The sequence below is a fragment of the Pseudomonas sp. Y3 TE3536 genome (assembly GCF_053629175.1).
On the sequence record NZ_JBRJHU010000001.1, the window covers coordinates 3,403,946 to 3,428,889 of the forward strand.

Annotated in this window: 22 protein-coding genes and 1 pseudogene; 11 read left to right on the plus strand and 12 right to left on the minus strand. The window is 64.0% G+C overall.

Features of this window, described 5'->3' with window-relative positions:
* Window positions 1–57 precede the first annotated feature (57 nt).
* Complete coding sequence (locus AB7M33_RS15455; protein WP_027594635.1) at window positions 58–393, minus strand: ArsR/SmtB family transcription factor; 336 nt, start codon at window positions 391–393, stop codon at window positions 58–60.
* Window positions 394–442: 49 nt separating this feature from the next.
* Here AB7M33_RS15455 and xenA point away from each other — a divergent pair, with 49 nt between their 5' ends.
* Window positions 443–1,534, plus strand: a complete 1,092-nt coding sequence (gene xenA, locus AB7M33_RS15460; RefSeq protein ID WP_454243072.1) for a xenobiotic reductase XenA — start codon at window positions 443–445, stop codon at window positions 1,532–1,534.
* Window positions 1,535–1,664: 130 nt separating this feature from the next.
* On the opposite strand, the gene AB7M33_RS15465 is transcribed toward xenA, so the two are convergent.
* The 5 genes from AB7M33_RS15465 to AB7M33_RS15485 form a co-directional block, all read right to left on the minus strand.
* Entirely contained in the window at window positions 1,665–2,921 is a 1,257-nt protein-coding gene (locus AB7M33_RS15465) for an NAD(P)/FAD-dependent oxidoreductase (RefSeq protein WP_454243073.1), read from the minus strand.
* A gap of 3 nt (window positions 2,922–2,924) precedes the next feature.
* A complete protein-coding gene (locus tag AB7M33_RS15470) occupies window positions 2,925–4,502 on the minus strand; it encodes an aldehyde dehydrogenase (NADP(+)) (RefSeq protein WP_454243074.1) in 1,578 nt (525 codons plus the stop codon).
* Between the two features lie 172 nt (window positions 4,503–4,674).
* The gene (locus tag AB7M33_RS15475; RefSeq protein ID WP_454243075.1) at window positions 4,675–5,622 is read right to left on the minus strand and encodes a dihydrodipicolinate synthase family protein; all 948 of its coding nucleotides are present in this window, start codon (window positions 5,620–5,622) and stop codon (window positions 4,675–4,677) included.
* Between the two features lie 56 nt (window positions 5,623–5,678).
* Window positions 5,679–6,605 (minus strand): 4-hydroxyproline epimerase, encoded by a 927-nt coding sequence (locus AB7M33_RS15480; protein WP_454243076.1) that lies wholly within the window; start codon window positions 6,603–6,605, stop codon window positions 5,679–5,681.
* 28 nt (window positions 6,606–6,633) lie between these two features.
* Complete coding sequence (locus tag AB7M33_RS15485) at window positions 6,634–8,250, minus strand: APC family permease (protein ID WP_027594629.1); 1,617 nt, start codon at window positions 8,248–8,250, stop codon at window positions 6,634–6,636.
* A 359-nt stretch (window positions 8,251–8,609) separates the two neighbouring features.
* Between AB7M33_RS15485 and AB7M33_RS15490 the strand changes: the two genes are divergently transcribed.
* A complete protein-coding gene (locus AB7M33_RS15490; RefSeq protein WP_099455060.1) occupies window positions 8,610–9,392 on the plus strand; it encodes an AraC family transcriptional regulator in 783 nt (260 codons plus the stop codon).
* Here AB7M33_RS15490 and AB7M33_RS15495 read toward each other — a convergent pair.
* Window positions 9,380–10,267 (minus strand): LysR family transcriptional regulator, encoded by an 888-nt coding sequence (locus AB7M33_RS15495; protein ID WP_238215891.1) that lies wholly within the window; start codon window positions 10,265–10,267, stop codon window positions 9,380–9,382. The genes AB7M33_RS15490 and AB7M33_RS15495 overlap by 13 nt on opposite strands.
* Window positions 10,268–10,408: 141 nt before the next feature.
* On the opposite strand from AB7M33_RS15495, the gene moaB reads away from it, so the two are divergent.
* Complete coding sequence (moaB, locus tag AB7M33_RS15500) at window positions 10,409–10,948, plus strand: molybdenum cofactor biosynthesis protein B (protein ID WP_099430188.1); 540 nt, start codon at window positions 10,409–10,411, stop codon at window positions 10,946–10,948.
* Window positions 10,949–11,014: 66 nt separating this feature from the next.
* On the opposite strand, the pseudogene AB7M33_RS15505 reads toward moaB, so the two are convergent.
* Together AB7M33_RS15505 and moaA are read right to left on the minus strand one after the other, a co-directional pair.
* Window positions 11,015–11,915: pseudogene (locus AB7M33_RS15505) on the minus strand (bestrophin family protein).
* A gap of 20 nt (window positions 11,916–11,935) precedes the next feature.
* On the minus strand, window positions 11,936–12,940 hold the full coding sequence (moaA, locus tag AB7M33_RS15510) for a GTP 3',8-cyclase MoaA (protein WP_454243077.1): 1,005 nt from the start codon (window positions 12,938–12,940) through the stop codon (window positions 11,936–11,938).
* A gap of 358 nt (window positions 12,941–13,298) precedes the next feature.
* On the opposite strand from moaA, the gene AB7M33_RS15515 reads away from it, so the two are divergent.
* Window positions 13,299–15,623, plus strand: coding sequence for an FdhF/YdeP family oxidoreductase (locus AB7M33_RS15515; RefSeq protein WP_454243078.1), 2,325 nt, complete (start codon window positions 13,299–13,301; stop codon window positions 15,621–15,623).
* Between the two features lie 122 nt (window positions 15,624–15,745).
* Here AB7M33_RS15515 and AB7M33_RS15520 read toward each other — a convergent pair whose 3' ends face one another.
* Window positions 15,746–16,207: an Lrp/AsnC family transcriptional regulator gene (locus AB7M33_RS15520; protein ID WP_027594622.1), complete on the minus strand. Its 462-nt coding sequence runs from the start codon at window positions 16,205–16,207 to the stop codon at window positions 15,746–15,748.
* Window positions 16,208–16,335: 128 nt separating this feature from the next.
* Between AB7M33_RS15520 and AB7M33_RS15525 the strand changes: the two genes are divergently transcribed.
* Window positions 16,336–17,520 (plus strand): trans-sulfuration enzyme family protein, encoded by a 1,185-nt coding sequence (locus tag AB7M33_RS15525; protein ID WP_454243079.1) that lies wholly within the window; start codon window positions 16,336–16,338, stop codon window positions 17,518–17,520.
* Between the two features lie 61 nt (window positions 17,521–17,581).
* On the opposite strand, the gene AB7M33_RS15530 is transcribed toward AB7M33_RS15525, so the two are convergent.
* The gene (locus AB7M33_RS15530; protein WP_274885149.1) at window positions 17,582–17,818 is read right to left on the minus strand and encodes a YdcH family protein; all 237 of its coding nucleotides are present in this window, start codon (window positions 17,816–17,818) and stop codon (window positions 17,582–17,584) included.
* Between the two features lie 297 nt (window positions 17,819–18,115).
* On the opposite strand from AB7M33_RS15530, the gene AB7M33_RS15535 reads away from it, so the two are divergent.
* From AB7M33_RS15535 to AB7M33_RS15550, 4 genes are all read left to right on the plus strand, one after another.
* Window positions 18,116–19,753, plus strand: coding sequence for a phosphoethanolamine transferase (locus AB7M33_RS15535; RefSeq protein ID WP_454243080.1), 1,638 nt, complete (start codon window positions 18,116–18,118; stop codon window positions 19,751–19,753).
* A gap of 108 nt (window positions 19,754–19,861) precedes the next feature.
* Window positions 19,862–20,995, plus strand: coding sequence for a ribonuclease D (gene rnd, locus AB7M33_RS15540; protein ID WP_265970164.1), 1,134 nt, complete (start codon window positions 19,862–19,864; stop codon window positions 20,993–20,995).
* Window positions 20,992–21,285: a YcgL domain-containing protein gene (locus AB7M33_RS15545; protein ID WP_027594617.1), complete on the plus strand. Its 294-nt coding sequence runs from the start codon at window positions 20,992–20,994 to the stop codon at window positions 21,283–21,285. Before rnd ends, AB7M33_RS15545 begins: the two co-directional genes overlap by 4 nt.
* A 78-nt stretch (window positions 21,286–21,363) precedes the next feature.
* Window positions 21,364–22,296, plus strand: coding sequence for a D-2-hydroxyacid dehydrogenase (locus AB7M33_RS15550; protein ID WP_186680938.1), 933 nt, complete (start codon window positions 21,364–21,366; stop codon window positions 22,294–22,296).
* A 116-nt stretch (window positions 22,297–22,412) separates the two neighbouring features.
* Here AB7M33_RS15550 and AB7M33_RS15555 read toward each other — a convergent pair whose 3' ends face one another.
* Window positions 22,413–23,006: a nitroreductase family protein gene (locus AB7M33_RS15555; RefSeq protein ID WP_027594615.1), complete on the minus strand. Its 594-nt coding sequence runs from the start codon at window positions 23,004–23,006 to the stop codon at window positions 22,413–22,415.
* A 144-nt stretch (window positions 23,007–23,150) separates the two neighbouring features.
* Between AB7M33_RS15555 and AB7M33_RS15560 the strand changes: the two genes are divergently transcribed.
* The gene (locus AB7M33_RS15560) at window positions 23,151–23,600 is read left to right on the plus strand and encodes a YcgN family cysteine cluster protein (protein WP_027594614.1); all 450 of its coding nucleotides are present in this window, start codon (window positions 23,151–23,153) and stop codon (window positions 23,598–23,600) included.
* Window positions 23,601–23,641: 41 nt separating this feature from the next.
* Window positions 23,642–24,856, plus strand: coding sequence for a hypothetical protein (locus AB7M33_RS15565; protein ID WP_238215907.1), 1,215 nt, complete (start codon window positions 23,642–23,644; stop codon window positions 24,854–24,856).
* Window positions 24,857–24,944 lie beyond the last annotated feature (88 nt).

The following is a 24,944-nucleotide window of genomic DNA, read 5'->3' on the forward strand; positions in this document are numbered from 1 at the left end:
AAGTCTGGCGATGTACCTGTAGGAGCGGGCTTGCCCGCGAAGAGGCCCGCACAGCAATCACTGCTGCCGCAGAATGCACGCCAGTAACCCAGGGAACCGTTCGTCGAGCATTTCGCTGCGCAACGAGTTCATGTGGGTCGTGCCGACATTACGCGTATGTACCAACCCCGCATCGCGCAACACGCGAAAATGGTGCGACATGCTCGACTTCGGCCGGCCGCCGTCCAGCTCGCCGCAGCTGGCCTCCGCCACGCCCGCCAAGTGGCGCACGATCTCCATGCGCACGGGGTCGCTCAAGGCGTAAAGCAGGCGCTCGAGGATCAGGTCTTCAGGGTTGGGATGTTTGTAGGCTCGCATGGTCGACATGATAACGGGCCTTTCAATTATTGCCATAGTTCGATTATGATCGAACTATCGTATTCAGATGAACCCGGAGTCCCTCATGTCCGCATTGTTCGAACCCTATACCCTCAAAGACGTCACCCTGCGCAACCGCATCGCGATTCCGCCCATGTGCCAGTACATGGCCGAGGACGGCATGGTCAATGATTGGCACCACGTCCACCTGGCCGGCTTGGCCCGGGGTGGTGCCGGCCTGGTGGTGGTCGAAGCCACTGCAGTCGCGCCGGAAGGGCGCATCACCCCCGGCTGCGCCGGTATCTGGAGCGACGCCCATGCCCAGGCGTTCGTGCCGATGGTGCAGGCGATCAAAGCAGCAGGCTCAGTGCCGGGCATCCAGATTGCCCATGCCGGGCGCAAGGCCAGCGCCAACCGCCCGTGGGAAGGGGACGACCACATCGCCGCCGACGACGCCCGCGGCTGGCAGACCATCGCCCCGTCGGCCATCGCCTTCGGCGCTCATTTGCCGAAAGTACCGCGCGAAATGACCTTGGACGACATTGCCCGGGTCAAGCAGGACTTCGTCGATGCCGCCCGCCGTGCGCACGAGGCGGGCTTTGAGTGGATCGAGCTGCACTTTGCCCACGGTTACCTGGGCCAAAGCTTCTTCTCCGAGCATTCCAACCAGCGTACCGACGCCTACGGTGGCAGCTTCGAGAACCGTAGCCGCTTCTTGCTGGAAACCCTGGCAGCCGTGCGTGAGGTGTGGCCGGAGAACCTGCCGCTGACCGCCCGCTTTGGTGTGCTGGAATATGACGGTCGCGATGAGCAGACCTTGGACGAGTCCATCGAGTTGGCCCGGATGTTCAAAGCCGGTGGCCTGGACCTGCTGAGTGTCAGCGTCGGCTTCACCATCCCTGAGACGAACATCCCGTGGGGCCCGGCGTTCATGGGGCCGATTGCCGAGCGCGTACGCCGCGAGGCCGGCCTGCCGGTGACGTCGGCGTGGGGCTTTGGTACGCCGCAGCTGGCTGAAGGCGCGCTGAAAGCCAATCAGCTCGACCTGGTGTCGGTAGGGCGTGCGCACCTGGCGGACCCGCACTGGGCGTACTTCGCGGCCAAGGAGTTGGGGGTGGATAAAGCGTCGTGGACCTTGCCGGCGCCTTATGCGCACTGGCTTGAGCGTTATCGCTGAGTTGCTGATTATTCAGTAGCCTGGGCCGGCCTCTTCGCGGGGCAAGCCCGCTCCCACAGGTAACCGCCAACCTCAAGGCCAGCGGAGTACCTGTGGGAGCGGGCTTGCCCCGCGAAGAGGCCGGCCCTGATCAAAACCGATCCAACCGATAGGCCTCCATCTGCAGCCCTCTTTCCTGGTCGGCAAGCCGCCCCACCCATTCGGCCGTCACCGCCGCCTGGGTCAACCCCAGGTGCTGATGCCCGAACGCAAGCATCACCCGTCCCTCGCACACCTGGTCGATCACCGGCAATGAATCCGGCAACGATGGCCTGAAGCCCATCCACGGCGTTGCCCCTTCGGCATCGAGATCTTGCTGGAACAAGCCCTTGCTCAGCCGATGTAGCTGCCATGCCCGCTGCATGCTTGGCGGCGCATCGAGCCCGGCGAATTCCACCGTGCCGGCCAGCCGTAACCCGTCGGCCATCGGCGTCATGATGAACTTGCGCTCCAGCGAGGTGACGGCAAAGGGCAGCCGTTGATGTTCACCCGGCAACATCAGGTGGTAGCCACGTTCGGTGTCCAGCGGCACCCGCTTGCCGGTAAGGGCCGCAGTGAGTTTGGCCGAATGCGCGCCGCAACTGATCAGCACCTGGCGTGCAGTGAACGTGCCTTGGTCGCTGGCCAGGCTGACGCCGCTGCCGTGCAGGTGCCCACCGTCGACGTGCGCCTGGACGAAGCGAACCCCACTGGCCTTGGCCGCTTCGAAAAGCTCACAGACCACGCGGTACGGGTCGATGAAATGCCCGGTACGGGGGAAAAACAGCCCGCCCAGGATCGAGCGGCTCAACTGAGGCGCCGTTGCCCGCACGCTGTCGGCCGACCAGTACTCTGCCGGCACTGCCTGCTGCTGCATGCGCGCCTGCAAGGCCGCCAGTGCCTGGCGCGATTCGTTGCGTTCGAACACCAGCAACGACCCCGCTTCCTTGAACAGGTCGCTGCGCCCAATCGAGCCGAGCAACCGCTGCCAGGCCGCCAGGCTGCCTTCGTTCAGCGCACGGATGCCAGCCACGCTGCGCTGAAATGGCGCGGGCCGCAGGTTGAGCAGCAAGCGGGTGAACCAGGGCATGGCCTTGGGCAGGTACTTCCAGTCCAGGCGCAGCGGGCCCATCGGGTCCATCAGCATGCTGGGCAGGCGCTTGAGAATCGACAAGTCGGCAATCGGGAACACCTGCTCGGTGGCCAGGTGCCCGGCGTTGCCGAACGAGGCGCCGTGGCCAGGTGGCTGGCGGTCGATCAGCAGCACCCGACGGCCTTGCCTTGCCAACTGCAGGGCACAGGCGACGCCGACGATGCCGGCGCCGACCACAGCGATATCAGTTTCAGCAGCGTTGAGCGGCTCGACCATGGTTCAGCCTTCCCGCTTGCCGTCGAGCGACCGGCGCAGTTGCAGCGGGTTGCCGTGGCGCAAGGCCTCTGGCAGCAGCCCGTCTGGGAAGTCCTGGTAGCACACCGGGCGCAGGAAGCGCAGGATCGCCGCCGTGCCCACCGACGTGGTGCGGGCATCGGAAGTAGCCGGGAATGGCCCGCCATGGACCATTGCATCGCACACCTCGACCCCGGTCGGCCAACTGTTGACCAGGATGCGCCCGGCCTTGCGTTCCAAGGTCGGCAACAGCGCGCGGGCACTGTCGATGTCGGCCTCGTCCAGTTGTAGCGTCGCGGTCAGTTGGCCTTCCAGGTGCTCGGCCACCTGGCGCACCTGCGCGTCGCTGTCGCACGCCACCACCAGTGAGGCAGCGCCGAAGACCTCGGCTTGCAGCGCCGGGTCGGTCAGAAACGCGCTGGCCTGGGTCACGAACAACTGGGCCTGGCACTGGTTAGGGCCATGCGCCGGTTGACCGCTGGCGGCGACGTGGGCGTTGTTGTTCTCGGCCAATGCGCCAACGCCCGTTTCATAAGCGCTGAAAATACCGGGGGTGAGCATGGTTTGTGCGGCTGCACGTTGCACCTGCTCGCTGGCAGCGTCGACGAAGCGTTGCAGCGCCGGCCCTTGCCGGGCGATCACCAGGCCAGGGTTGGTGCAGAACTGCCCGGCGCCTTGGGTCAGCGAAGCGACGAACCCTTGCGCCAGTGCTTCGCCGCGACGCTGCAGGGCGGCGTCAAACAGGAACACCGGGTTGATCGAACTCATCTCGGCGTACACCGGGATAGGCTCTGGGCGGGCCTGCGCCGCGTGGCACAGGGCGATGCCGCCGCTGCGCGAGCCGGTAAAACCGACGGCTTTGATGCGCGGGTCGCTGACCAGGGCGATGCCCACTTCACGGCCCGCGCCGTACAACAACGAAAACACGCCTTCAGGCAGGCCGCAGTGCTTCACGGCGTGCGCCACTGCCTGGCCCACCAGCTCGCTGGTGCCAGGGTGGGCGCCGTGGGCCTTGACCACCACCGGGCAACCCGCGGCCAGTGCCGAAGCCGTGTCGCCGCCGGCCACCGAGAAGGCCAGGGGGAAGTTGCTGGCGCCAAACACCGCTACCGGCCCCAGGGCCACCTGGCGCTGGCGCAGGTCGGGGCGCGGCAGGGGCTGGCGCTCGGGCAGGGCATTGTCGACCCGCACGTCCAGCCATTCTCCGGCACGTACCACACGGGCGAACGTGCGCAGTTGCGTGCAGGTGCGGCCGCGTTCGCCTTGGATGCGTGCCTTGGGCAGGCCCGTCTCGGCGACAGCGCGGTCGATCAGTGCATCGCCCAGGGCCTCGATCTGTTCGGCGATGGTTTCAAGAAAGTGTGCCCGTTGTTCGAGCGAGGTCTCGCGGTATTCATCGAACGCCGCCCAGGCCAGTGCGCAGGCCTGGGCCACGTGTTCGCCGGTGCCGCCGAGGTAGGCGGGTTCGAGCGCTTGGCCGGTGGCCGGGTCGATGGCGCGGATGGCGTCGCGGCTGCCGGTTACCGGCGTTTGGCCAATCAGCAGGTTGCCTGTCAGGGGCATAGAGCCTCCTTTGGAGTCGGATTCAGGTGCAAGGGTGTAGCGCATACCCTGTGGGAGATCCCCCAGCGGCATTGTGGGAGCGGGCTTGCCCCGCGAAGGGGCCGCGGTGCATGGCACCGGCTTTGCCGGTGTTCGCGGGGCAAGCCCGCTCCCACGGTTACGCCCACAGTGATCAGGCGACGTTTTGCTCGGCCGACCAGTTGGCGTACCACTGGCGGAACAGCGCGTATTGCTGTTCGGCGTAGTTGCGCTGGGCATCGGTCAGGGCGTCGGTCTCGTTGAAGTGCAGGCTGTACTCGCGGTCGCCGTTGAGCACCATCAGGTGCTTGTAATACAGCACCAGGTCGCAGCCTTCATCGAACGAGGACAACACCGCCAGCGCCGCTTCCAGTTCACGGGCCAGGCGCCGGGCCTTGGCATCACCTTTGGCAGCCTGCTTGCTCAGGCTCACCAGTTGCAGCACTTCACGGGGCAGTGCGTTGCCGATGCCGGTGATGGCACCGGTGGCATTGCAGTTGACGAAGCCATGCACCACTTGGGTGTCGACGCCGACCATCAGGGTCACGTCATCGTCCTTGGAGGTGATGTGCTCGGCGGCGTAGCGCAGGTCGGCGCCACCGCCAAATTCCTTGAAGCCGATCAGGTTCGGGTATTCGCGGCGCAGTTCGAAGAACAGGTCGGCACGGGTGGCAAAGCCGTAGTACGGGCTGTTGTAGATGACTGCCGGCAGTTTCGGCGCGGCGGCCAGGATGGCCGAGAAGTGGTGCTTCTGGGCGATCAACGAAGCGCCGCGGGACAGTACACGCGGGATCACCATCAGGCCGGCCGCGCCAACTTCGGCGGCATGGGCCGCGTGGGAAACTGCTTCACGGGTATTCACCGCGCCAGTACCGACAATGGTCGGGATGCCGGCAGCCACCAGGCGCGCCACGCCTTCCTGGCGTTCGGCCTCGGTCAGCAGCGGCCAGTCGCCCATCGAGCCGCAGTACACCACGGCGCTCATGCCGGCTTCGATCAGCTCGCGGCCTTTGCGTACCAGGGCGTCGACGTCCGGTTTGCGCGCGGCGGTGCAGGGGGTCATCAGGGCAGGCATGCAGCCGGTGAAGATGTTGTCGCTCATGGGTGTCACTCCTTGCAGTATTCAGTCTGGGTTGCGAATAAAAAGGCCTGGGCAGGTCAGATGCCCCAGGCGAAAGGATCCTGTTCGTCGATCAGCAGGGTGCTGTCGGCGGTCATGTAGGCGCGGCCGGTGATGAACGGGCGAATGCGCTCGCCCTCGCGCTGGTAGCGGCCCTGGAACTGGCTGCCGGTGATGCTCGCCTGGACCCAGGTCTGGCCCTCGTCGAGCTTGCCGTCGGCGGCCAGGCAGGCCAGCTTGGCGCTGGTGCCCGTGCCGCAAGGGGAGCGGTCGTAGGCCTTGCCGGGGCACATGACGAAGTTGCGGCTGTCGGCGTCGGGGTCGTCGGCAAACAGCTCGACATGGTCGATCGGCTCGCCGTTTTCGCCGGTGATGCCCTGGGCCTCCAGGGCCTTGAGCATCGCCCAGGTGTAGTCGGTGAGCGCTTCGACGTTGTCCAGCTCGACGCGCTGGCCATGCTCGGACACCAGGAAGAACCAGTTGCCGCCCCAGGCGATATCGCCGTGCACCACGCCATGGCCCGGTACCTCGACCGGCACCTGTTGGCGATAGCGGTAGGCAGGCACGTTGCCTACGGTGACCGCGCCGTCTTCATGCAAGGTGGCGCTCACCTGGCCGACCGGCGTGTCGACCTTGTGCACGCCTGGCGCGATCAGCCCCAGGTGCTGCAGCGAGGCGATCAGGCCGATGGTGCCGTGGCCGCACATGTTCAGGTAGCCGGCGTTGTTGAAGAAAATCACCCCACACGTGGCGTCTTCCGAGACCGGTGGGCAATACAGCGCACCGACCAGCACATCGTTGCCGCGAGGCTCCAGCAGGCAGGCGCGGCGCCATGGGTCGTGCAGTTCGCGCAGTTCGTCGCGCTGTTCGGCCATGGTGCGGCCATTGAGCGGTGGGAAGCCTTTCATCACCAGGCGGGTCGGTTCGCCGCCGGTATGCGAGTCGATGACGTGAATGTGTTTCATGGGCAGGTCCCTTGAATGGTGGCCGAGGTCAGGAGGCGACAGCGGCAGGGCGGTGGCCCAGGTGTGTGTCGGCGGTGGCTTCGCTCTCGTCTTCGCCATCCAGGCGCACCAGGTGCGCCGGCACGCCGGTCGCGGCGCCCCAGTAGTAGATGCCCAGAGCACAGGCGGCCACGACCACGGTGTCGAACGGGTGGCCGATCACGCCCAGGCCGCCGAAGCTGCCGAGCCAGGACAGCAGGATGGTCACCGCGTAGAAACCGATCAGCCAGGCTGACGAGCGCACTTGCTGGCCGATGGACAGGTGCTGGGTTGGCACGAAGCGGGCGCACAGCAGATAAAGCACGAACATCACGATTTGCAGGGCCAACAGCCACGACACGGTGTTCCAGCCAGACCAGTAGACGATCAGCGCGGCGATGATGAACGACAGCGGGCCGAGCACGCTCATGCCCTTGACGCGGAACGGGCGCGGCATGTCGGGTGCGTTGCGGCGCAGCGCGGCGACGGTGACCGGGGCCACGGCATAGCTCAGTACCAGTGCCGCCGAGACCACGTTGATCAGCGCTTCCCAGGACGGGAACGGCAGGGTCCAGAACACCGACAGGGCAAAGGTCAGCCACAGCGCCGGGCGGGGGATGCCGGACTGCTCGTCGATGCGGGTGAAGACTTTGAAAAAGGTCCCGGTCTGCGCCCAGCCATAGATCACCCGCGGGGTGGCGTTCATGTAGATGTTGCCGCAACCGCTTGGCGAGATGACCGCGTCGGCCACCACCAGGTAGGCCAGCCAGCCCACGCCCAAGGCAAGGGCGATGTCGCGGTAGGGCAGGGCGAGTTCCTTGGTCACACCGGCCCAGCCGTTGGCCAGCATTTCGGTTGGCACGCTGCCGAGGAAGGCCAGTTGCAGCAGGGCGTAGATCGCGGTGGACAACAGCACCGACAGGATCAGCGCGATGGGAATGGTGCGCTGCGGGTTCTTCACTTCACTGGCTACCGAAATGATCGGTGTCAGCCCCAGGTAAGCGAAGATGATGCCACCCGCCGAGACGGCCATTTCCACACCCGACAGGCCGAACGGCGCAAAGCCCTGGACCTCGAAGTTTGCCGGTTTGAAGAAGGTGAACAGCACGCCGATCACCAGCAACGGCACGATGAACTTGAACACGCTGACCAGGTTGTTGGCTTTGGCGAAGGTCTTGACGCTACGGTAGTTGAGCAGAAAGAACAGCCCCAGCAGCGCGAACTGCACCAGCCAGCCGAGCACGCTCGGGTCACTGGACCCGGCCTTGGTCAACTCGGGGAACCAGGCCGCGGCGTATTGCCGTGACGCGACCACTTCGATGGCGATCAGGCTGGAAAACGCGATCAGCGTGATGAAGCCCATCAGGTAGCCAAGCAGCGGGCCGTGGGAGTACACCGGGTAGCGCACCACGCCACCGGCGCGGGGCAGGGCGGCGCCGAGCTCGCAGTAGACGATGCCCAGCAACAGCACGGCGAAACCGCCGAGGAACCAGGACAGAATACCGGCGGGGCCAGCGATGGCCGAGACGTGGCTGGCGGCGAACAGCCAGCCGGAGCCGAAAATGGCGCCTAGGCCGATGAAGGTGAGGTCGAGCAATGAGAGCTGTTTTTTGAATTTGCCTGACATGGGTGCGCCTTTTTGTAGGTTTTGGATAGGCAGGTCTGATGTCACGAGGTGCGGCTTTTTGGGCCGCGCTCTTTTAGGTCTTGGGCGGCTTGCGTGGGGCATAGAGTGGACCGATCTGGGCATCGGTTCTTGATGGTTTTCTGCAGGGTGGGTGACGAAATCGGCACAGTTGCAGAAAAGTAGTGGCGGGGTGGTGGGCTCGTGGATAGGCTGAAAGCCATACCGCATAAGGGCTTGGGAGATGCAGTGCCAGTGCCGGCCTCTTCGCAGCACAAGGCTGCTCCTACAAGGCAGTGCGGTCCCTGTAGGAGCAGCCTTGTGCTGCGAAGAGGCCAGTAAAGCCATTAGAGATCAACCCGATGAGCGCCCTTTCCCTGGCAACCCTGTACCAGTCCTTGGACCAGCACCGCCCCGCCACCCTGGAGGCCCTACTCGCCGGGGTCTCCCTGCTGCTGCCGATCCTCGACGCGATCCCCAACGCCGCGATCTTCATCAAGGACGCCGACGCCCGCTACGTGCTGGCTAACAACACCCTGGTCCAGCGCTGCGGCCTCAAGCGTTTGCAACCCTTGCTGGGCAAGACCAGCGCCGAGGTCTTCCCGGCACAACTGGGCCCCGGCTACACCGAGCAGGACCGTCGCGTACTCAAGGATGGCTTGGTGCTGCAAGACCAGCTCGAACTGCACCTGTACGGCAGCCGCGAACCGGGTTGGTGCCTGACCCACAAGCGGCCTTTACTCAACCCCGACGGCGCAATAATCGGCCTGGTGGGCATCTCGGTCGACCTGCAGTCAGCCGCCGACACCCACCCCGCTTACCAGCGCCTGGCAGCTGTGGATGAGCACATTCGGCGGCATTTTCACCAACCCATCAGCATGGGCGAACTGACCCGCATCGCGGGTATTTCCGTGGCGCAGCTGGAGCGCTATTGCAAGCGGGTGTTCCACCTCACGCCACGGCAGATGATCCACAAGGCGCGGCTGGAGCATGCCCATCGCTTGCTGCACAGCGACTTGCCAATCACCGAGGTGGCGATGCAGTGCGGCTACACCGACCACAGCGCCTTCAGCCGCCAGTTCAAGCAATTGACCGGCTTCACCCCGCGCCAGTACCGCCAGGCGACGGCCGCTCAGGAGGGTTGAAACAGCGCGCGCGCCTCGTCAAAGCACTGCTCGGCAATCGCCGAACGCGGCTCGCTGCGGCGCAGCAGCAGGCCCACCGGGCTGTGGATGCTGGCGTCGACGATAGGCAGGATGCGCATGTGGTCGCTCAAGTCTTCCAGCCCGCAATCCAGTGGCATGATCGCGCAGCACACGCCGGTGCTGATGGCCTGGATCAACTGGAAGCTCGAGTCGCTTTCCAGCACGGCGTTGGGTTCCAGGCTGCGGCTGCGAAAGCTCAGGTCCAGCGATTGACGGTAGTGCATGCCTTTGCTCAGCAAACCCAGTGGAATATCGCCGAGGTCTTCCCAACGCAGGGTGTCGGCCTGGAACTGGAAGTGCCGGGTATCGTGCAGCAGGCCCATGGTGGTGGTGCCCAACTCGATCACTTCGAAGAAGCTGGCATTGACTTGGTCCAGGTAGCAGATGCCCAGGTCGAGCTGGTTGCGGCTCAGGCCATCCATGATCTGCTCGGTGCTGTGCGAGCTGATCTGGAAGTGCAGCTCGGGGTATTTTTCGCGCAGCGGCAACAGCAATTGCATCGGGTTGAAGCTGGCCAGCGGCACGGTGCCCAGGCGCAGGCTGCCGACCACCTGGCCGCGGCAACTGGCGGCTTCGGCTTGCAGGCCGTCGTGGGCCGCCAGCAGCGTGCGGGCCCAGGCCAGAATACGTTCGCCGGCTTCGGTGAACCCTTCGAAGCGCTGGCCGCGTTTGACCAGCACCAGGTCCAGTTCGTCTTCCAGGTTGCGCAGGCGCATCGACAGCGTCGGCTGGGTGATGTGGCACAGCGCTGCGGCCTGGCCAAAATGGCGAGTCTGGTCGAGCGCGATGAGGAACTTGAGTTGCTTGATGTCCATGGGAGTGCCTGGCGTCTGGTTATGCTGACCTTAACCAAGTCAGCGATAGATGTCATTGATCACCCGGTACGCCATATCGATTGGACGCCCCCCGGCCGTGCCTCTAGCGTGGTGACAATGCCCTTTCAGGAGTAGCCCACCGTGAGCGTCAAACCCGATGCGGTCTTCGTACCGCTCAACATCGCCGTACTGACCGTCAGTGACACCCGCACCTACGACAACGACACCTCCGGTGAGCTGCTGGCCAGCCGCTCGGTGGAAATTGGCCATCGTCTGGTGGCGCGAGCGCTGCTCAAGGACGACCTGTACAAGATCCGCGCCCAGGTCGCCACCTGGATCGCCGACGAGCAGGTGCAAGTGGTGCTGATCACCGGCGGTACCGGCTTCACTGGGCGTGACAGTACGCCTGAAGCCGTTGAATGCCTGTTGGACAAACGTATCGATGGCTTTGGTGAGCTGTTCCGGGCGTTGTCCATTCTCGATATCGGCACATCGACTATTCAGAGCCGGGCATTGGCCGGGCTCGCCAACGGTACCTTGGTGTGCTGCCTGCCAGGCTCGACCGGGGCTTGCCGCACGGCGTGGGAAGGGATCCTGGCCGAGCAACTGGATGCGCGCCACCGGCCGTGCAACTTCGTGCCGCACCTGAAGCCTGTCGAGGCTTGCGCAAGCCGCGGTTAATGCCCTGGCTGTGCTGGCCTCTTCGCGGGCTTGCCCGCGAAGAGGCCAGCACAGGCAGCAAAAGAATCAGCTCAACACATACCCCACCGGCTCCAATGCCGGTGGCAGCGGTTCAACCCCCAACCCGGCCAGCACATCGCGCTCCACGGTGCGCACCAGCGCATCGGTAGGCAGGTCGTTCTCATCGCGCCCAAAAGGGTCTTCCAGTTCGTTGCCAATCGCATCCAGCCCAAAAAACGTATAGCCGACGATGGTGGTGAACAGCGGCGCCAACCAGCCTAGCGGTTCAGCCAGGGCGAACGGCAGCAGCAGGCAGAAGATGTAGATGGTGCGGTGCAGCAACAAGGTATAGGGGAACGGCAACGGCGTGCCTTTGATCCGCTCGCAGGTGGCCTGCACTTCGGTCAGCCCCACCAGCCGCTGTTCCAGCACGCTGTAGCGCCAATCGCTGATCTGCCCCTGTTGGGCCAGCCGTGAGCAGTGCCCGCCGACTTCGCGCAAGATCGTGTCGCACACATTGTGCGGGCTGATCGCATTGGGGTTGGCCAGCCAAGGCCGGGCGGCCGCCAGGTCATCCTCGTTGCGCAGCGCGGGCGTTGAGCGCATGGGCAAAGCCGCACAGGCTGCGCAACAGTTCGGCACGCAGTGCCGGGTCGGCGATCACCACGCTTTCGCGCACGAACGAACGGGTCTCGATGATCAGCTTGCCCCAGGCCTTGCGGCCTTCCCACCAGCGGTCGTAGCAGGCGTTGTTGCGAAAGCTCATGAAGATCGACAGCGACAGGCCCAGCAAGGTGAACGGTGTGGCGCTGACCGGGTAGAAAAATGCCGGATAGTGGCGCTCGACCAGCACGATCAGTGCGGCCAGCAGGGTGACCATCAGGCAGCGCAGGGCGATGCGCTTGATGATCGAGCCCTTGAGGGTGAACAGCACGCGCAGCACATCGGGGCGGGGGTGGACGATCATGGAAATCCAGAGGTGGCTGTTCAGCCGCCGGTCATGTTCATGAAACGCAGGATCTGCACGTCACCCCCCACCTCGAAATGATGGCGGTAAGGCTTGAGGTGCAAGGAGTCGCGGATGGCGTTTTCCAGGCGTTCGGCGTTGCCTGGGTGGGCACGCAGGACCTGCTTGAGGTCCACCGAATGCTCGTTGCCCAGGCACAGCAGCAGGCGGCCTTCGACGGTCAGGCGCACGCGGTTGCAGGTGGCGCAGAAGTTATGGCTGTGCGGCGAAATGAAGCCGACCCGGGTGTGCGCCGCTTCGGCCAGGCGCCAGTAGCGTGCCGGGCCTTGGGACGACTCGGTGGACTCGATCAGGGTGAACTGCTCGGCCAGCCGGTCGCGCACCTCGTCACTGGAGTAGAACGACTCACCACGCTGGTGTTCGCTGATGTTACCCAGGGGCATTTCTTCGATGAAGGTGATGTCCAGCTCGCGGTCGATGGCAAAGCGCACCAGGTCGACCAGTTCGTCATCGTTGCGGCCCTTGAGCACTACGCAGTTGAGCTTGGTCTTGCGAAAGCCTGCCTGGCGCGAGGCGTCGATGCCGGCGATCACCTGGTTGAGGTCGCCGGTGCGGGTCAGTTGCTTGAAGCGCCCGGGGTCCAGGCTGTCGAGGCTGATGTTCAGGCGCGAGACGCCGGCGTCGAACAGCGGCTGGGCCAGGCGCCCGAGTTGCGAGCCGTTGCTGGTCACGCACAGTTCGCGCAGGCCGGGCAGGGCGGCGATACGCCCGCACAGCTCGACGATGCCCTGGCGCACCAGCGGTTCGCCACCGGTCAGGCGGATTTTGCGGGTGCCCAATGCGACGAAGCGCTCAGCCACCTGGAACAGTTCTTCGAGGCTGAGGATCTGCTGGCGCGGCAGGAACTGCATGTCTTCAGCCATGCAGTACACGCACCGGAAGTCGCAGCGGTCGGTGACCGACATCCGCAGGTAGTCGATTTTCCGGTTGAAGCCGTCGATCAGGGCCCGGCTGTTCTGTTCCACGATTGCGCTCGAATGGGATGGACTCAGCTCCAAGCTATAACCTGGCCGCACCCCCGTCAAATTGCTTTCCCCGACTGGTTGATCAATCTGCTCTATCACGGCTTCAGGCCCTGGCATGTATGGGAGATTTCCCCTGTAGGAGCAGCCTTGTGCTGCGAAGAGGCCATTGCAGCCACAGCTTCTCGGCTAGCCAAACCGGCCTCTTCGCAGCACAAGGCTGCTCCTGCAGGACGCGATCTGGATTGTCAGTGCTGGCCCGTGATCGAAACGGCTTATCAGCCCGTAAGATCTTTCGATTGGACGCTTGTGCCCCACGCTCAATAGTCTGGAAAAAACACCGAGCGTGAGGATTCACCGCATGAGCCAGGACGAACATATCAGGGACTACAAAGGCGCGGCCGCCGGCTGGGGGGCGCTCAAGAGCGTGACCAAAAGCTGGCTGGGCAGCGAAAACGCCTTCAAGAACCTGCGGGCCATGCTCAAGACCAACCAGAACGGCGGCTTCGACTGCCCCGGCTGCGCCTGGGGCGAATCGCCGGAAAACGACATGGTCAAGTTCTGCGAGAACGGCGCCAAGGCGGTCAACTGGGAAGCCACCGGTCGCTCGGTAGACCCCGCATTCTTCGCCAAGTACAGCGTCAGTGCGTTGGCCGAACAGACCGATTACTGGCTCGAATTCCAAGGCCGGCTGACCCACCCGATGCGCTACGACGCGGCCACCGACCACTACGTCGAAACCTCCTGGGAAGAGGCCTTCGCCCTGGTTGCCAAACACCTGCAGGCGCTCGATTCGCCCGACCAGGCCGAGTTCTACACCTCGGGGCGGGCCAGCAACGAAGCGGCGTTTTTGTACCAGCTGTTCGTCCGCGCCTACGGCACCAACAACTTCCCCGATTGCTCGAACATGTGCCACGAGGCCAGCGGTGTGGGCATGTCGGAAACCCTCGGCGTGGGCAAGGGCACCGTGGTGTTCCATGACCTGGAACTGGCCGACGCCATCTTCGTCATCGGCCAGAACCCCGGCACCAACCACCCGCGCATGCTCGAACCGCTGCGCGAGGCGGTCAAGCGTGGGGCCCAGGTGGTGTGCTTCAACCCGCTGAAGGAGCGTGGCCTGGAGCGCTTCCAGCACCCGCAACACCCGTTCGAAATGCTCAGCAACGGCTCCGAACCGACCAACACCGCGTACTTCCGCCCGGCCTTGGGCGGCGACATGGCGGCCATGCGTGGCATCGCCAAGTATTTGCTGCAATGGGAACGTGAGGCCCAGGCCAAGGGTGAACCGGCGGTGTTCGACCATGCCTTCATCGCCGACCACACCAGCGGCGTCGACGCCTACCTGGCGGCGGTGGATGCCACCTCCTGGGCGCATATCGTCGAGCAGTCGGGCCTGACCCAGGCCGAGATCGAGCTGGCAGCGCGCATGTACCGCAAGGCCGAGCGGGTCATCATGTGCTGGGCCATGGGCGTCACCCAGCACCGCCACTCGGTGCCCACCGTGCAGGAAATCGTCAACCTGCAACTGCTGCGCGGCAACGTTGGCAAACCCGGTGCCGGCTTGTCGCCGGTGCGTGGCCACAGCAACGTGCAGGGCGACCGCACCATGGGCATCGACGAGAAGCCCAAGGCCGGGCTGCTCGATGCCCTGGAAAAACGCTTCCAGTTCCGTGTGCCCCGTGCCCACGGGCATAACGCGGTGCTGGCGATCAAGGCCATGGAAGAAGGGCAGGCCAAGGTCTTCATCGCCCTGGGCGGTAACTTCGCCCAGGCTACCCCAGACACCCCTCGAACCCACGCGGCCCTGCGCAACTGCGCATTGACCGTGCAGATTTCCACCAAGCTCAACCGTTCGCACTTGGTCACCGGCCGTGATGCGCTCATCCTGCCGTGCCTGGGGCGAACCGAGATCGACCTGCAGGCCGACGGGCCGCAGGGCGTGACCGTGGAGGACACCTTCAGCATGGTGCACATCTCCCACGGCCAATTGCGCCCGCGCTCGCCACACTTGCGTTCGGAGCCGGCCATCGTGGCCGGCATGGCCCAGGCGACCTTGGGCAAGCAGCCGATCGATTGGGAATATGCCATTGCCGACTACAGCCGCATCCGCAGCATGATCGCCGATGTGATCCCCGGCTTTACCGACTTCAACGAGCGCTTGCAGCACCCGGGTGGCTTCCACCTGGGCAACAACGCGGCGGATCGCACGTGGCGTACCGCCACCGGCAAGGCGCGTTTCAGTGCCAGCCAGTTGCCGGAGCAACTGGTCAATGCCCAGGTGCTGGCCCGTGGCGACAAACCGGACCTGATCCTGCAGACCTTGCGTTCGCACGACCAGTACAACACCACGCTGTATGGCCTGGATGACCGCTACCGTGGGGTGTTTGGCCTGCGTGAGGTGGTGTTCGTCAATGAGGCCGACATCCGTCGCCTGGGGTTCGAGCCTGGCGAGCACGTGGACCTGGTGTCGCTGTGGGAGGACGGGCGCGAACGGCGGGTGTCCGGGTTCCGCCTGGTGGCGTATGACGTGCCGCAGGGGCAGGCCGCGGCGTATTACCCGGAGACCAACCCGCTGGTGCCGCTGGAGAGTTATGGCGAGGGGACGTATACGCCGACCTCGAAGTTCGTCGCGATCAGGGTAGAGAAAGCCAAGGCGGGGATCCGGATCGAGGCGCGGTCTCTGTAGGAGCGGCCTTGCGTCGCGAAAGGGCCGCGCAGCGGCCCCAGGTTTTCAGCTTCGCGGCATAAATTGTTGGGGCCGCTTCGCGGCCCTTTCGCGACGCAAGGCCGCTCCTACAGACGATCGCGCTAGGGCCGGTGCACCGGGTAAGCGGTGGTGTACTTCATCTGTTCCATGGCAAAACTCGACGTAATGTTGGAAAGCCCGTCCGTGCGGGTGATCAGCTTCTTGTAGAACCGGTCATAGGCGGCAATGTCACCCACCACCACCCGCAGCATGTAATCCCAATCCCCCGACATGCGGTAAAACTCCATCACCTCCTCGAAACCGGTCACCGTCGCGGCAAACTGCTCCAGCCAGGCGCTGTCGTGGCGCTGGGTCTTGAGCTGGACGAACACGGTCAGGCCCAGCCCCAGGCGCGTGGGGTCGAGCAGGGCGACGCGGCCAAGGATGTAACCCTCTTCTTCCAGCCGTTTGACCCGCTTCCAGCAGGGCGTGGTGGACAGGTTTACCGCCTCGGCCAGGTCCTTGAGAGAAATGGACGCGTCGCGCTGCAGCAAGGTAAGGATGTGTTGGTCGAAATTGTCCATGTCGATTACAGGCTGGCCAGAGAATGATTTTCTCCAGATTACTGCAAAACCGGAAAAATGCGTGACCCCCGTTGCGCGTCCTTGCCGCCGGCAATGGTTGTGCGATAGTTGCAGGCTTACCTCAGTTAATGGACCGGATCATGTCCGACAAGCCGCGTAATTTCGCCACCCGTACCATCCACGCCGGCGAGCAGGATAGCGTTGCCGACAACGCGATCTTCCCGCCCATCTACACCGCCAGTTCGTACATCAAGCGCAGCTTGGACGACAACCCCGAGTATGCCTACAGCCGCGTCGGCAACCCGACCCGGCATGCTTACGAGAGCTGCGTCGCGGCGCTGGAAGAAGGCGTCGGCGCGGTGGCTTGCGCCTCCGGCGTGAACGCCACGGCAACGGTGCTGGAGCTGTTGCCCAAGGATGCCCACGTGGTGGTGATGAACGGCGTCTACGGCGGCACGTTCCGTATTCTGGAGGACTACCGCAGCCACACATCGGGGCTGACCACCACTTACGTCGACCTCAACGACGTGCAGGCTGTGGCCGCGGCGATTCGCCCGGAAACCCAGCTGATCTGGATCGAGTCCCCGACCAACCCCTTGCTGCACCTGGTCGACATCAAGGCGGTCTGCGACCTGGCGCGGTCGCGCGGTATCCTCACCTGCATCGACAACACCTTCTGCTCGCCCTGGAACCAGCGCCCGATCACCCTGGGCGTGGACCTGGTGATGCACTCGGCAAGCAAGTACATCGGCGGCCATTCCGACCTCACCGGCGGTGTGGTGGTGGCCGCCAATGACGCGCTGCTGGCGCGGCTGCGCAAGATCAGCATGGCCGTCGGGGCGATTCAGGGCCCGTTCGACTGCTACCTGGCCCTGCGTGGCCTGAAAACCTTGGATGTACGCATGGAGCGCCAGTGCGCCAATGCCCTGCAGGTGGCGCGTTTTCTCGAAAGCCATCCGCAGATCGAGCAGGTGTTTTATCCAGGGCTTGAAAGCCACCCCCAGCATGCGCTGTGCAAGCGCCAGATGCGTGCGGGCGGGGCTGTGGTGGCCATGAAGGTCAAGGGTGGCGACCGGGCGGCGCTCAATCGCCTGGTCGAGTCGCTGCAGATCTTCGTACTTGCCGATTCGCTGGGCGGCGTGGAGAGCATGATCAACCACTCCTGGAGCATGTCGCACAACTCCCTGAGCCCGGAACAGAAGGGCGTGATGGGCATCAGTGAGAACTTGCTGCGGCTGTCGGTGGGGATCGAGGACTATCGGGACCTGATCGAAGATCTGGATACGGCGTTGAAGGCGTCGGCTAGCGTATAAAAGCGGCTGGCCCTATCGCCGGCTTGCTGGCGATAGGGCCGGTTGATTCAGCAGAAACCCCTCAAGATTTCGGCGGATGAATGATCCGTTCGATCTTGTCCTTGATCAGCAGCCGCTCCTTGCGCAGTCGGGTGACGGTGTCATCGGTGCTGGCGTTACCTTCAGCGGCCAGCACTTCCTTGTCTTTGGCGTTGTACTCCTTGTGCAGTTTGTGCAGGTCATGGTCTTTGTCGATGCGCTTCTGGAAATCCTCGGCAGTGATGTTCAGGTCAGCGAGCAGATCATGCGGAACGGGCATTTCTTCACCTCTCGTGGGGGTTGGCGAACGGTCCTGACCTTTGAGGATAGTCGCCTTTGCGCAGGTGGGGAGCTGGGGGAGGCCGGCGCAGCCTTCTCGCAACCGGGCAGCAAACTTGGCCTGCCAGGCTGAATGGCGGCTGAATAAACTTCATTTAATGTTGGAAAAACGCCATCTCACGGTTTTGTTGGCGTCTTTTTCACGAAAAATTGATGGTGGCCTTTCTAGAGTTCAGCCAACTTTTCGCGGTGCCGCACAGGCCCGTGGGCTGATAATCACTCTTGATTGCGAACACTGATGCTCAACTTTAAATCCCTGCGGACTGAATGGGTCACGCTGCTGGCCAGCCTGTACCTGCTGATCGGCTTCAATTTCTTTCTCTGGCAGCATCTGGAGCACGTGGTTCCGCCAGGGTTGGCGGGGCTTTGGCTGAGCCTGGCGTTTGCCGTGCTGATGCTGTTCGCATTCAACCTGATTTTGACCTTGTTTGCCTTCCGGTATGTATTGAAGCCGGTACTTATTGTGCTGTTCATGAGTGGCGCGGGTGTTGCTTACTTCATGAATCAGTACGGGGTGCTTATTGATTCTGGCATGTTCCGTAACATGGCAGAGACCAATGTTGCGGAAGTGCGCGACCTGATGTCGTTTAAGTTTGCCGCTTATATACTGTTGCTGGGCGTATTGCCCTCGGTCGTGCTGTGGAAAACACCGATCGCCTACCGCGCCTGGCACCGTGAGCTGTTGGGCAAGCTGGTGGTCAGCGGCGCCTGTGTGGTCGCCCTCGGGTCGGTGGCGTTGGTCAACTACCAGGGCTTGTCGTCACTGTTTCGCAATCACCACGAACTGCGCCTGATGCTCACCCCGAGCAATATCGTGGGTGCCTCCATTGGTTATGTCAGCGAACGCGTCGGTACTGCGGCCAGGCCCTTCCAGAATTATGGTACGGATGCGAAACGCGATGCCGCCTGGCAGCACCATGAACGCAAGTCGTTGACGGTGCTGGTCGTCGGCGAAAGTGCGCGGGCCGACCATTTCGGCGTGCTCGGTTATGACCGCGACACTACTCCTAACCTGGCCAAGGAGCAGGGCCTGCTGGCCTTCTCCGATGTGCATTCGTGCGGGACTGAAACCGCCGTGTCGGTGCCCTGCATGTTCTCGGGCATGCCGCGCAAAGACTACGACGCGCGCGTGGCGAAAAACCGCGAAGGGCTGCTGGATATCCTGCAGCGGGCAGGCCTGGCCGTGCAGTGGCGCGACAACCAGTCGGGCTGCAAGGGCACCTGTGATCGGGTGCAGTTCATCGATGTCAGCAACCTCACCGACCCGGCGCTGTGCGCCAACGGCGAATGCCATGACGAGATCCTGTTGCAGGGCCTGGGCGAGCTGATCGACAACCTCGACAAGGACACCGTGCTGGTGCTGCACCAGATGGGCAGCCACGGCCCCGAGTACTTCAAGCGCTACCCCAACGCCGGCGAGCGCTTCGCCCCGGTGTGCCAGAGCAATGCGCTGAACCAGTGCAGCGAGCAGGAAATCATCAACGGCTACGACAACACCCTGGCCTACACCGACAAGGTGCTGGCGTCGCTGATCGACACGCTGCGCAGTAAACAGGACAAGGTCGACACAGCGATGATCTACCTCTCCGACCACGGTGAGTCGCTGGGTGAGTACAACCTGTTCCTGCACGGCACCCCTTACCCCATCGCCCCGGAGCAGCAGAAGCACGTGCCACTGCTGACCTGGTTCTCCGACAGCTACAAAGAGGACTTTGGCCTGGACACCGACTGCCTGGCCAAGCTCAGCGATGCGCCGCTGTCCCAGGACAACCTGTTCCACTCGATGCTCGGCCTGTTGCAGGTGCGCACCGAGGTCTACCAGCAATCGTTGGACATGTTCGCCAGCTGCAGGCCGTGGCTGGCCGCCAAGCGCTGATCGCGCATGGCTTTTACACCACCGTTTATCTATTCCAGGGATGGCGCAGGTTTCACCCGCAGTGCCCGCGCCGTATATACTGCGCGCCAATGTTAGTGGGAGAGCCTCGTGGCCATCGAAATTCACTGGATCCGTGACGACCAGACCCTGGCCGACCTCTGCCGAAAGTGGCGCCAACTGCCCTTCGTAGCGCTCGACACCGAATTCATGCGGGTAGACACGTTCTACCCCAAGGCGGGGCTGATCCAGATTGGCGACGGTCAACGTGCCTTTCTGATCGACCCACTGCTGATCAAGGACTGGCAGCCGCTGGGCGAGCTGCTTGAAGACAGCGGCGTGGTCAAGGTGCTGCACGCCTGCAGCGAAGACCTCGAAGTGCTGCTGCGCCTGACCGGCAAGCTGCCACAGCCACTGTTCGACACGCAGTTGGCCGCCGGTTACCTGAACCTGGGTTTCTCCATGGGTTACTCGCGCCTGGTCCAGGACGTGCTGGGGCTCGAGCTGCCCAAGGGCGAAACCCGGTCTGACTGGCTGCAACGCCCGCTGTCCGACACCCAGGTCAGCTACGCCGCCGAAGATGCCGTGCACCTGGCCGAGCTGTTCATCGCGCTGCGCCCGCGCCTGTCCGATGACAAGTACGCCTGGGTGCTGGAAGACGGCGCCGAGCTGGTGGCCCAGCTGCGCCGGGAAGTCGAGCCCGAGAGCCTGTACCGCGACGTCAAGCTGGCCTGGAAGCTGGCGCCCCAGCAGCTGGCCGTGTTGCGCGAGCTGTGCGCCTGGCGTGAGCGCGAAGCGCGCAACCGCGACGTGCCGCGCAACCGCATCCTCAAAGAGCACTCGCTGTGGCCGATGGCCAAGTCCCAGCCCTCTAACTTGTCGGCCTTGGCCAAGATCGACGAGATGCACCCGCGCACCATCCGCCAGGACGGGGAGTTTCTCGTCCAGCTGATCAAGCGTGCTGCCAGCCTGCCCGCCGATCAGTGGCCGCAGGTTTTGCCTGAGCCATTGCCGATCGAAGCGGCCGGCATCCTCAAGCAACTGCGCGCCATCGGCCAGGCCGAAGGCGAGCGCTTAGGCATTGCCCCCGAGCTGATGCTGCGCAAGAAAACCCTGGAAGCGCTGCTCAAGAGCGGCTACCCCAATGGCCCCTATCAACTGCCCGATTCGCTGCGCGGCTGGCGTCGCGAGCGCATGGGCCAGGCCCTGCTGGACAACCTGGCAGGCGCCGGAGAGACCCGATGAAACGTATTTGCTCGATCTACAAGAGCCCCCGCAAGAACGAAATGTACCTGTATGTGCTCAAGGCCGAAGGCCTGGAGCGCGTGCCCGAGGCCTTGCTGCCGTTCTTCGGCACCCCCGTGCATGCTTTCGACCTGGTGCTGAGCCCCGAGCGCAAGCTGGCGCGCGAGGACATCACCAAAGTGCTGGAAAACCTCGACAACCAGGGCTATCACCTGCAGATGCCGCCGGCCGAGGATGAGTACATCGAGCACCTGCCCGAAGAGCTGCTGCGCCGTAACGACCCGGTCTGACTCAGGCCCGGTTCCTCTCATTCGCCAAGTGGCCCGCCTGTCGGGCCGCTTTCGTTGTCTGCCAAGGTTGTTTTCACGATGCGCGTTCTGATCGCCGAACAGGATCATGCCAAGTACACCCAGCTGCTGGGCGAAGCGGCCCCTGACCTGCAAATCCTGACCAGCAGCGACTCTGCCGAGCTGGCGCTGCAGGCGCCGCAGTGCCCGGTGTGGCTGGGCCAGCCCGACTTGTTGGCGAGCCTGCTGCGCCAGGGCCACAAGCCGGCCTGGATGCAGTCGACCTGGGCTGGCATCACCCCGTTGCTGGCCGAGGGTTTGCCACGGGACTATCGCCTGACGCGCGCAGTCGGCATTTTTGGCCAGGTCATGGCGGAGTACATGCTCACCTACCTGCTCGGCCATGAACGCGAGGTGCTGTCGCGCCTGGTGAGCCAGGTCGAGCGGCGCTGGGACGACCGCCCAGGGCGCACCCTTGAGGGGCGCAAGGTGCTGATCGTCGGCACCGGTGATATCGGCCAACGTGTGGCGGAGTTTCTGCTGCCATTCGGCGTGACCCTGTACGGGGTCGCGAGCAGCGCCCGCGAGCAGCTGCCGTTCGTCGAAGTGGCGGCCCTGGCGGACCTGCCGCGCATGGTCGAGCAGGTCGACTACGTGATCAACCTGCTGCCGGACACGCCTGCCACCCACGATTTGTACGATGCGGCGCTGTTCCAGCGCTTCAAGCCCAGTGCCTTGTTCATCAATGCCGGGCGTGGAGTGGCGGTGGTCGATGCCGACCTGGTGGAAGCACTGAAGCAGGGGCATCTGGCAGGCGCGGTGATCGATGTGTGCCGCCAGGAGCCACTGCCCCAGCGTCACCCGTTCTGGACCGCCTGGGGGTTACTGCTGACCGGGCACAGCTCGGCGCCCACCTCGCCGGCGGCGATGGTGCGGCTGTTTGTCGAGAATGTGCGGGCGTATGAGGCGGGGCAGGGGTTGCGCGGGGAAGTGGATTTCGCCCGGGGTTACTGATTGCTAGTGGCCTGTACCGGCCTCTTCGCGGGGCAAGCCCGCTCCCACAGGGATGGCGCAATACCTGTGGGAGCGGGCTTGCCCCGCGAAGAGGCCGGTACAGCCCACAAAAATGCTTAGAGGCTAAAATCCCCCTCAGCCGCCAGCTCGCTCAGCGGCCGGCGCGAGCTTGGCACTTCACGCGCCTGCAGCGCCTCAGCCAAGGTCGCCTTGTCGCCCAGCTTGCCGATCGCCACCATGGCATGCAGCTCGTAGCCTTCCGGTACCTTCAGCTCGCTACGTGCCAGCTCCTTGTCAAAGCCAGCCATGCCGTGGGTGTGCCAGCCGCTGATGCTGGCCTGCAGGGCCAAGTGCCCCCAGGCGGAGCCGGTGTCGAAGGTGTGCCACAGGGCAGGGCTTTCTTCAGCGGCGCCAGGCGCTGCGAAGGTGGTTTTGGAAATGATCAGCACCAGCGCCGACGCCTGTTGCGCCCAGCTGCGGTTGAACGGCACCAGCAGGCTCAGGTAACGCTCCCAGTTCGCTGTGTCGCGACGGGCATAGAGGAAGCGCCAAGGCTGCGAGTTGTACGCCGAAGGCGCCCAGCGCGCGGCTTCCAGAAAGCTCAGCAGGGTCTCCTCACTGATCGGCTCGGCGGTGAAGGCCCGTGGCGACCAGCGGTTGATGAACTGCTCGTTGATGGCGTAATCGGCAATACGGGGGGTGGCGCTCATGGCTGTTCCTGCAAGCGGATGGGAAAACCGCACGCTACTGCGTCCCGTCATGACTGACAAGCGGTCTGGCTTTGCCGAAGGCCAGGCTCTAGACTGGCGCCGCCGCGCGCCGCGCACTGATGATGAATGCAGGAAACCCGTGTGATGATCGCTGACAGCGCGCCGTTCTGGCGGCGCAAAACCCTCGAACAACTCAGCCCGCAAGAGTGGGAATCGCTCTGTGACGGCTGCGGTTTGTGCTGCCTGCAAAAGCTCGAGGACGAGGACGACAACAGCATCTATTACACGCGCATTGCCTGCAAACTGCTGGACCTCGACACCTGCCAGTGCAGCGACTACCCCAACCGCTTCGCCCACGTGCCCGACTGCATCCAGCTGACCCCAGGCAAGGCCGACCAGTTCAAGTGGCTGCCAAGCACCTGCGGTTACCGCCTGGTCAGCGAAGGCAAGGACCTGCCTGACTGGCACCACTTGATCTGCGGCGATCGCCAGCAGGTCCATGAACAGCGTATTTCCCAGTCAGGGCGTATGCTCAGTGAGCATGATGTCGATGAAGACGACTGGGAAGACCACCTGATTTTTCGCGCCAGCTGACCGGCGCGCCCCGTCGCCTCTGGGAAACAAGGAGTTTCTGTATGCGTTGCCAGCTGTTGTTGCTGCTGAGCCTGATGGCCTGTTCGCCGGCCTGGGCGAAGAAAGTCGACCTGGATTATCACGTGCGCCTGTTGCCAGCCAATGGCCAGGCCGAAGTGCGCCTGACCCTGGCCGAAGGCAGCAGCGTGCGCAGCCTCGACTTCGAGCTGGGCAAGGCCGGTACTTACAGTGGCTTCCAGGCTGACGGCCAATGGCAAGTCGCAGACAAGGGCGAGCGCGGTGTGTGGCACCCGGCGCCCGGCAAGACCAGCCTCAGCTACCGCGTGCAACTGGACCAAAAGCTGCGCAGTGGCGCTTATTCGTCGCGTATCACGCCCCATTGGGCCTTGTTCCTCGGCGACCAACTGGTACCGCCCGCGCGCCTCGATCAGCAGGACGGTACCGAATTGGTGGCACGCCTGTGGTTCGACCTGCCAGAAGGCTGGAAAAGCATCGAAACCTCCTGGCCGCGCATTGGCAAGGACAAGTTCCGCATCGACAACGTCTCGCGCCTGTTCGACCGCCCCACGGGCTGGATGCTGGCGGGAGACCTGGGCAGCCGCCGGGCGCGGCTGGGCGAGACTGAAGTTACCGTTGCCGCGCCAGTCGGGCAGGGCATGCGGCGCATGGACAGCCTGACCCTGCTGACGTTCGTCTGGCCGCAATTGCAGGCCGTGTTCCCGCGTAACCCACCCAAACTGCTGTTGGTCGGCGCCCGGGATGGCATGTGGCGCGGTGCGATGGCGGCGCAGGGGTCGCTGTACATGCACAGTGCCCGGCCGATGATCAGCGAAAATGGCAGCAGCCCGTTGTTGCGCGAATTGGTGCAACTGTTTGCGCAGATTCATGGCCGTGAAGGCAGTGACTGGCTGATCGAGAGCCTGACTGATTACTACGCCAGTGAGTTGTTGCGCCGGGCAGGCGGGGTCAGCGATGACCGCTACGAGGCCTGGCAGGCGCGTTTGAGCAAGCAGGCTGCCAAGGTTACCCAGCTCAAGGGAGAGCAGGCCAACCCGGCGCAGGTTGCCCGAGGGGTGCTGTTGCTGCAGGCCCTGGACAAGGAGATCCGCATCCACACCCAGGCCAAGCGTTCGTTGGATGACGTGGCGCGGGCGCTGATGCGCTTGCCGAGTGTCAGCACCGAGGAGTTCGTGCAGATCAGCGAGCGTGTGCTGGGGCGGCGGTCTGAGGTGTTGCAGAGCAAGGTGTTGCGCTAGCGATTTGTGTCACCTCTGCCGCCCTCTTCGCGGGGCAAGCCCGCTCCCACAGGATTGCGCTGCTCTGAGGACCAATGGACCAATGGAC

Excerpts from the sequence above, each read along its gene's own strand:
- AB7M33_RS15455 (WP_027594635.1), bottom strand. The coding sequence starts at position 393 with ATGGCAATAATTGAAAGGCCCGTTATCATGTCGACCATGCGAGCCTAC.
- xenA (WP_454243072.1), top strand. The coding sequence starts at position 443 with ATGTCCGCATTGTTCGAACCCTATACCCTCAAAGACGTCACCCTGCGC.
- AB7M33_RS15465 (WP_454243073.1), bottom strand. The coding sequence starts at position 2,921 with ATGGTCGAGCCGCTCAACGCTGCTGAAACTGATATCGCTGTGGTCGGC.
- AB7M33_RS15470 (WP_454243074.1), bottom strand. The coding sequence starts at position 4,502 with ATGCCCCTGACAGGCAACCTGCTGATTGGCCAAACGCCGGTAACCGGC.
- AB7M33_RS15475 (WP_454243075.1), bottom strand. The coding sequence starts at position 5,622 with ATGAGCGACAACATCTTCACCGGCTGCATGCCTGCCCTGATGACCCCC.
- AB7M33_RS15480 (WP_454243076.1), bottom strand. The coding sequence starts at position 6,605 with ATGAAACACATTCACGTCATCGACTCGCATACCGGCGGCGAACCGACC.
- AB7M33_RS15485 (WP_027594629.1), bottom strand. The coding sequence starts at position 8,250 with ATGTCAGGCAAATTCAAAAAACAGCTCTCATTGCTCGACCTCACCTTC.
- AB7M33_RS15490 (WP_099455060.1), top strand. The coding sequence starts at position 8,610 with ATGAGCGCCCTTTCCCTGGCAACCCTGTACCAGTCCTTGGACCAGCAC.
- AB7M33_RS15495 (WP_238215891.1), bottom strand. The coding sequence starts at position 10,267 with ATGGACATCAAGCAACTCAAGTTCCTCATCGCGCTCGACCAGACTCGC.
- AB7M33_RS15515 (WP_454243078.1), top strand. The coding sequence starts at position 13,299 with ATGAGCCAGGACGAACATATCAGGGACTACAAAGGCGCGGCCGCCGGC.
- AB7M33_RS15520 (WP_027594622.1), bottom strand. The coding sequence starts at position 16,207 with ATGGACAATTTCGACCAACACATCCTTACCTTGCTGCAGCGCGACGCG.
- AB7M33_RS15525 (WP_454243079.1), top strand. The coding sequence starts at position 16,336 with ATGGACCGGATCATGTCCGACAAGCCGCGTAATTTCGCCACCCGTACC.
- AB7M33_RS15530 (WP_274885149.1), bottom strand. The coding sequence starts at position 17,818 with ATGCCCGTTCCGCATGATCTGCTCGCTGACCTGAACATCACTGCCGAG.
- AB7M33_RS15535 (WP_454243080.1), top strand. The coding sequence starts at position 18,116 with ATGCTCAACTTTAAATCCCTGCGGACTGAATGGGTCACGCTGCTGGCC.
- AB7M33_RS15545 (WP_027594617.1), top strand. The coding sequence starts at position 20,992 with ATGAAACGTATTTGCTCGATCTACAAGAGCCCCCGCAAGAACGAAATG.
- AB7M33_RS15550 (WP_186680938.1), top strand. The coding sequence starts at position 21,364 with ATGCGCGTTCTGATCGCCGAACAGGATCATGCCAAGTACACCCAGCTG.
- AB7M33_RS15555 (WP_027594615.1), bottom strand. The coding sequence starts at position 23,006 with ATGAGCGCCACCCCCCGTATTGCCGATTACGCCATCAACGAGCAGTTC.
- AB7M33_RS15560 (WP_027594614.1), top strand. The coding sequence starts at position 23,151 with ATGATCGCTGACAGCGCGCCGTTCTGGCGGCGCAAAACCCTCGAACAA.
- AB7M33_RS15565 (WP_238215907.1), top strand. The coding sequence starts at position 23,642 with ATGCGTTGCCAGCTGTTGTTGCTGCTGAGCCTGATGGCCTGTTCGCCG.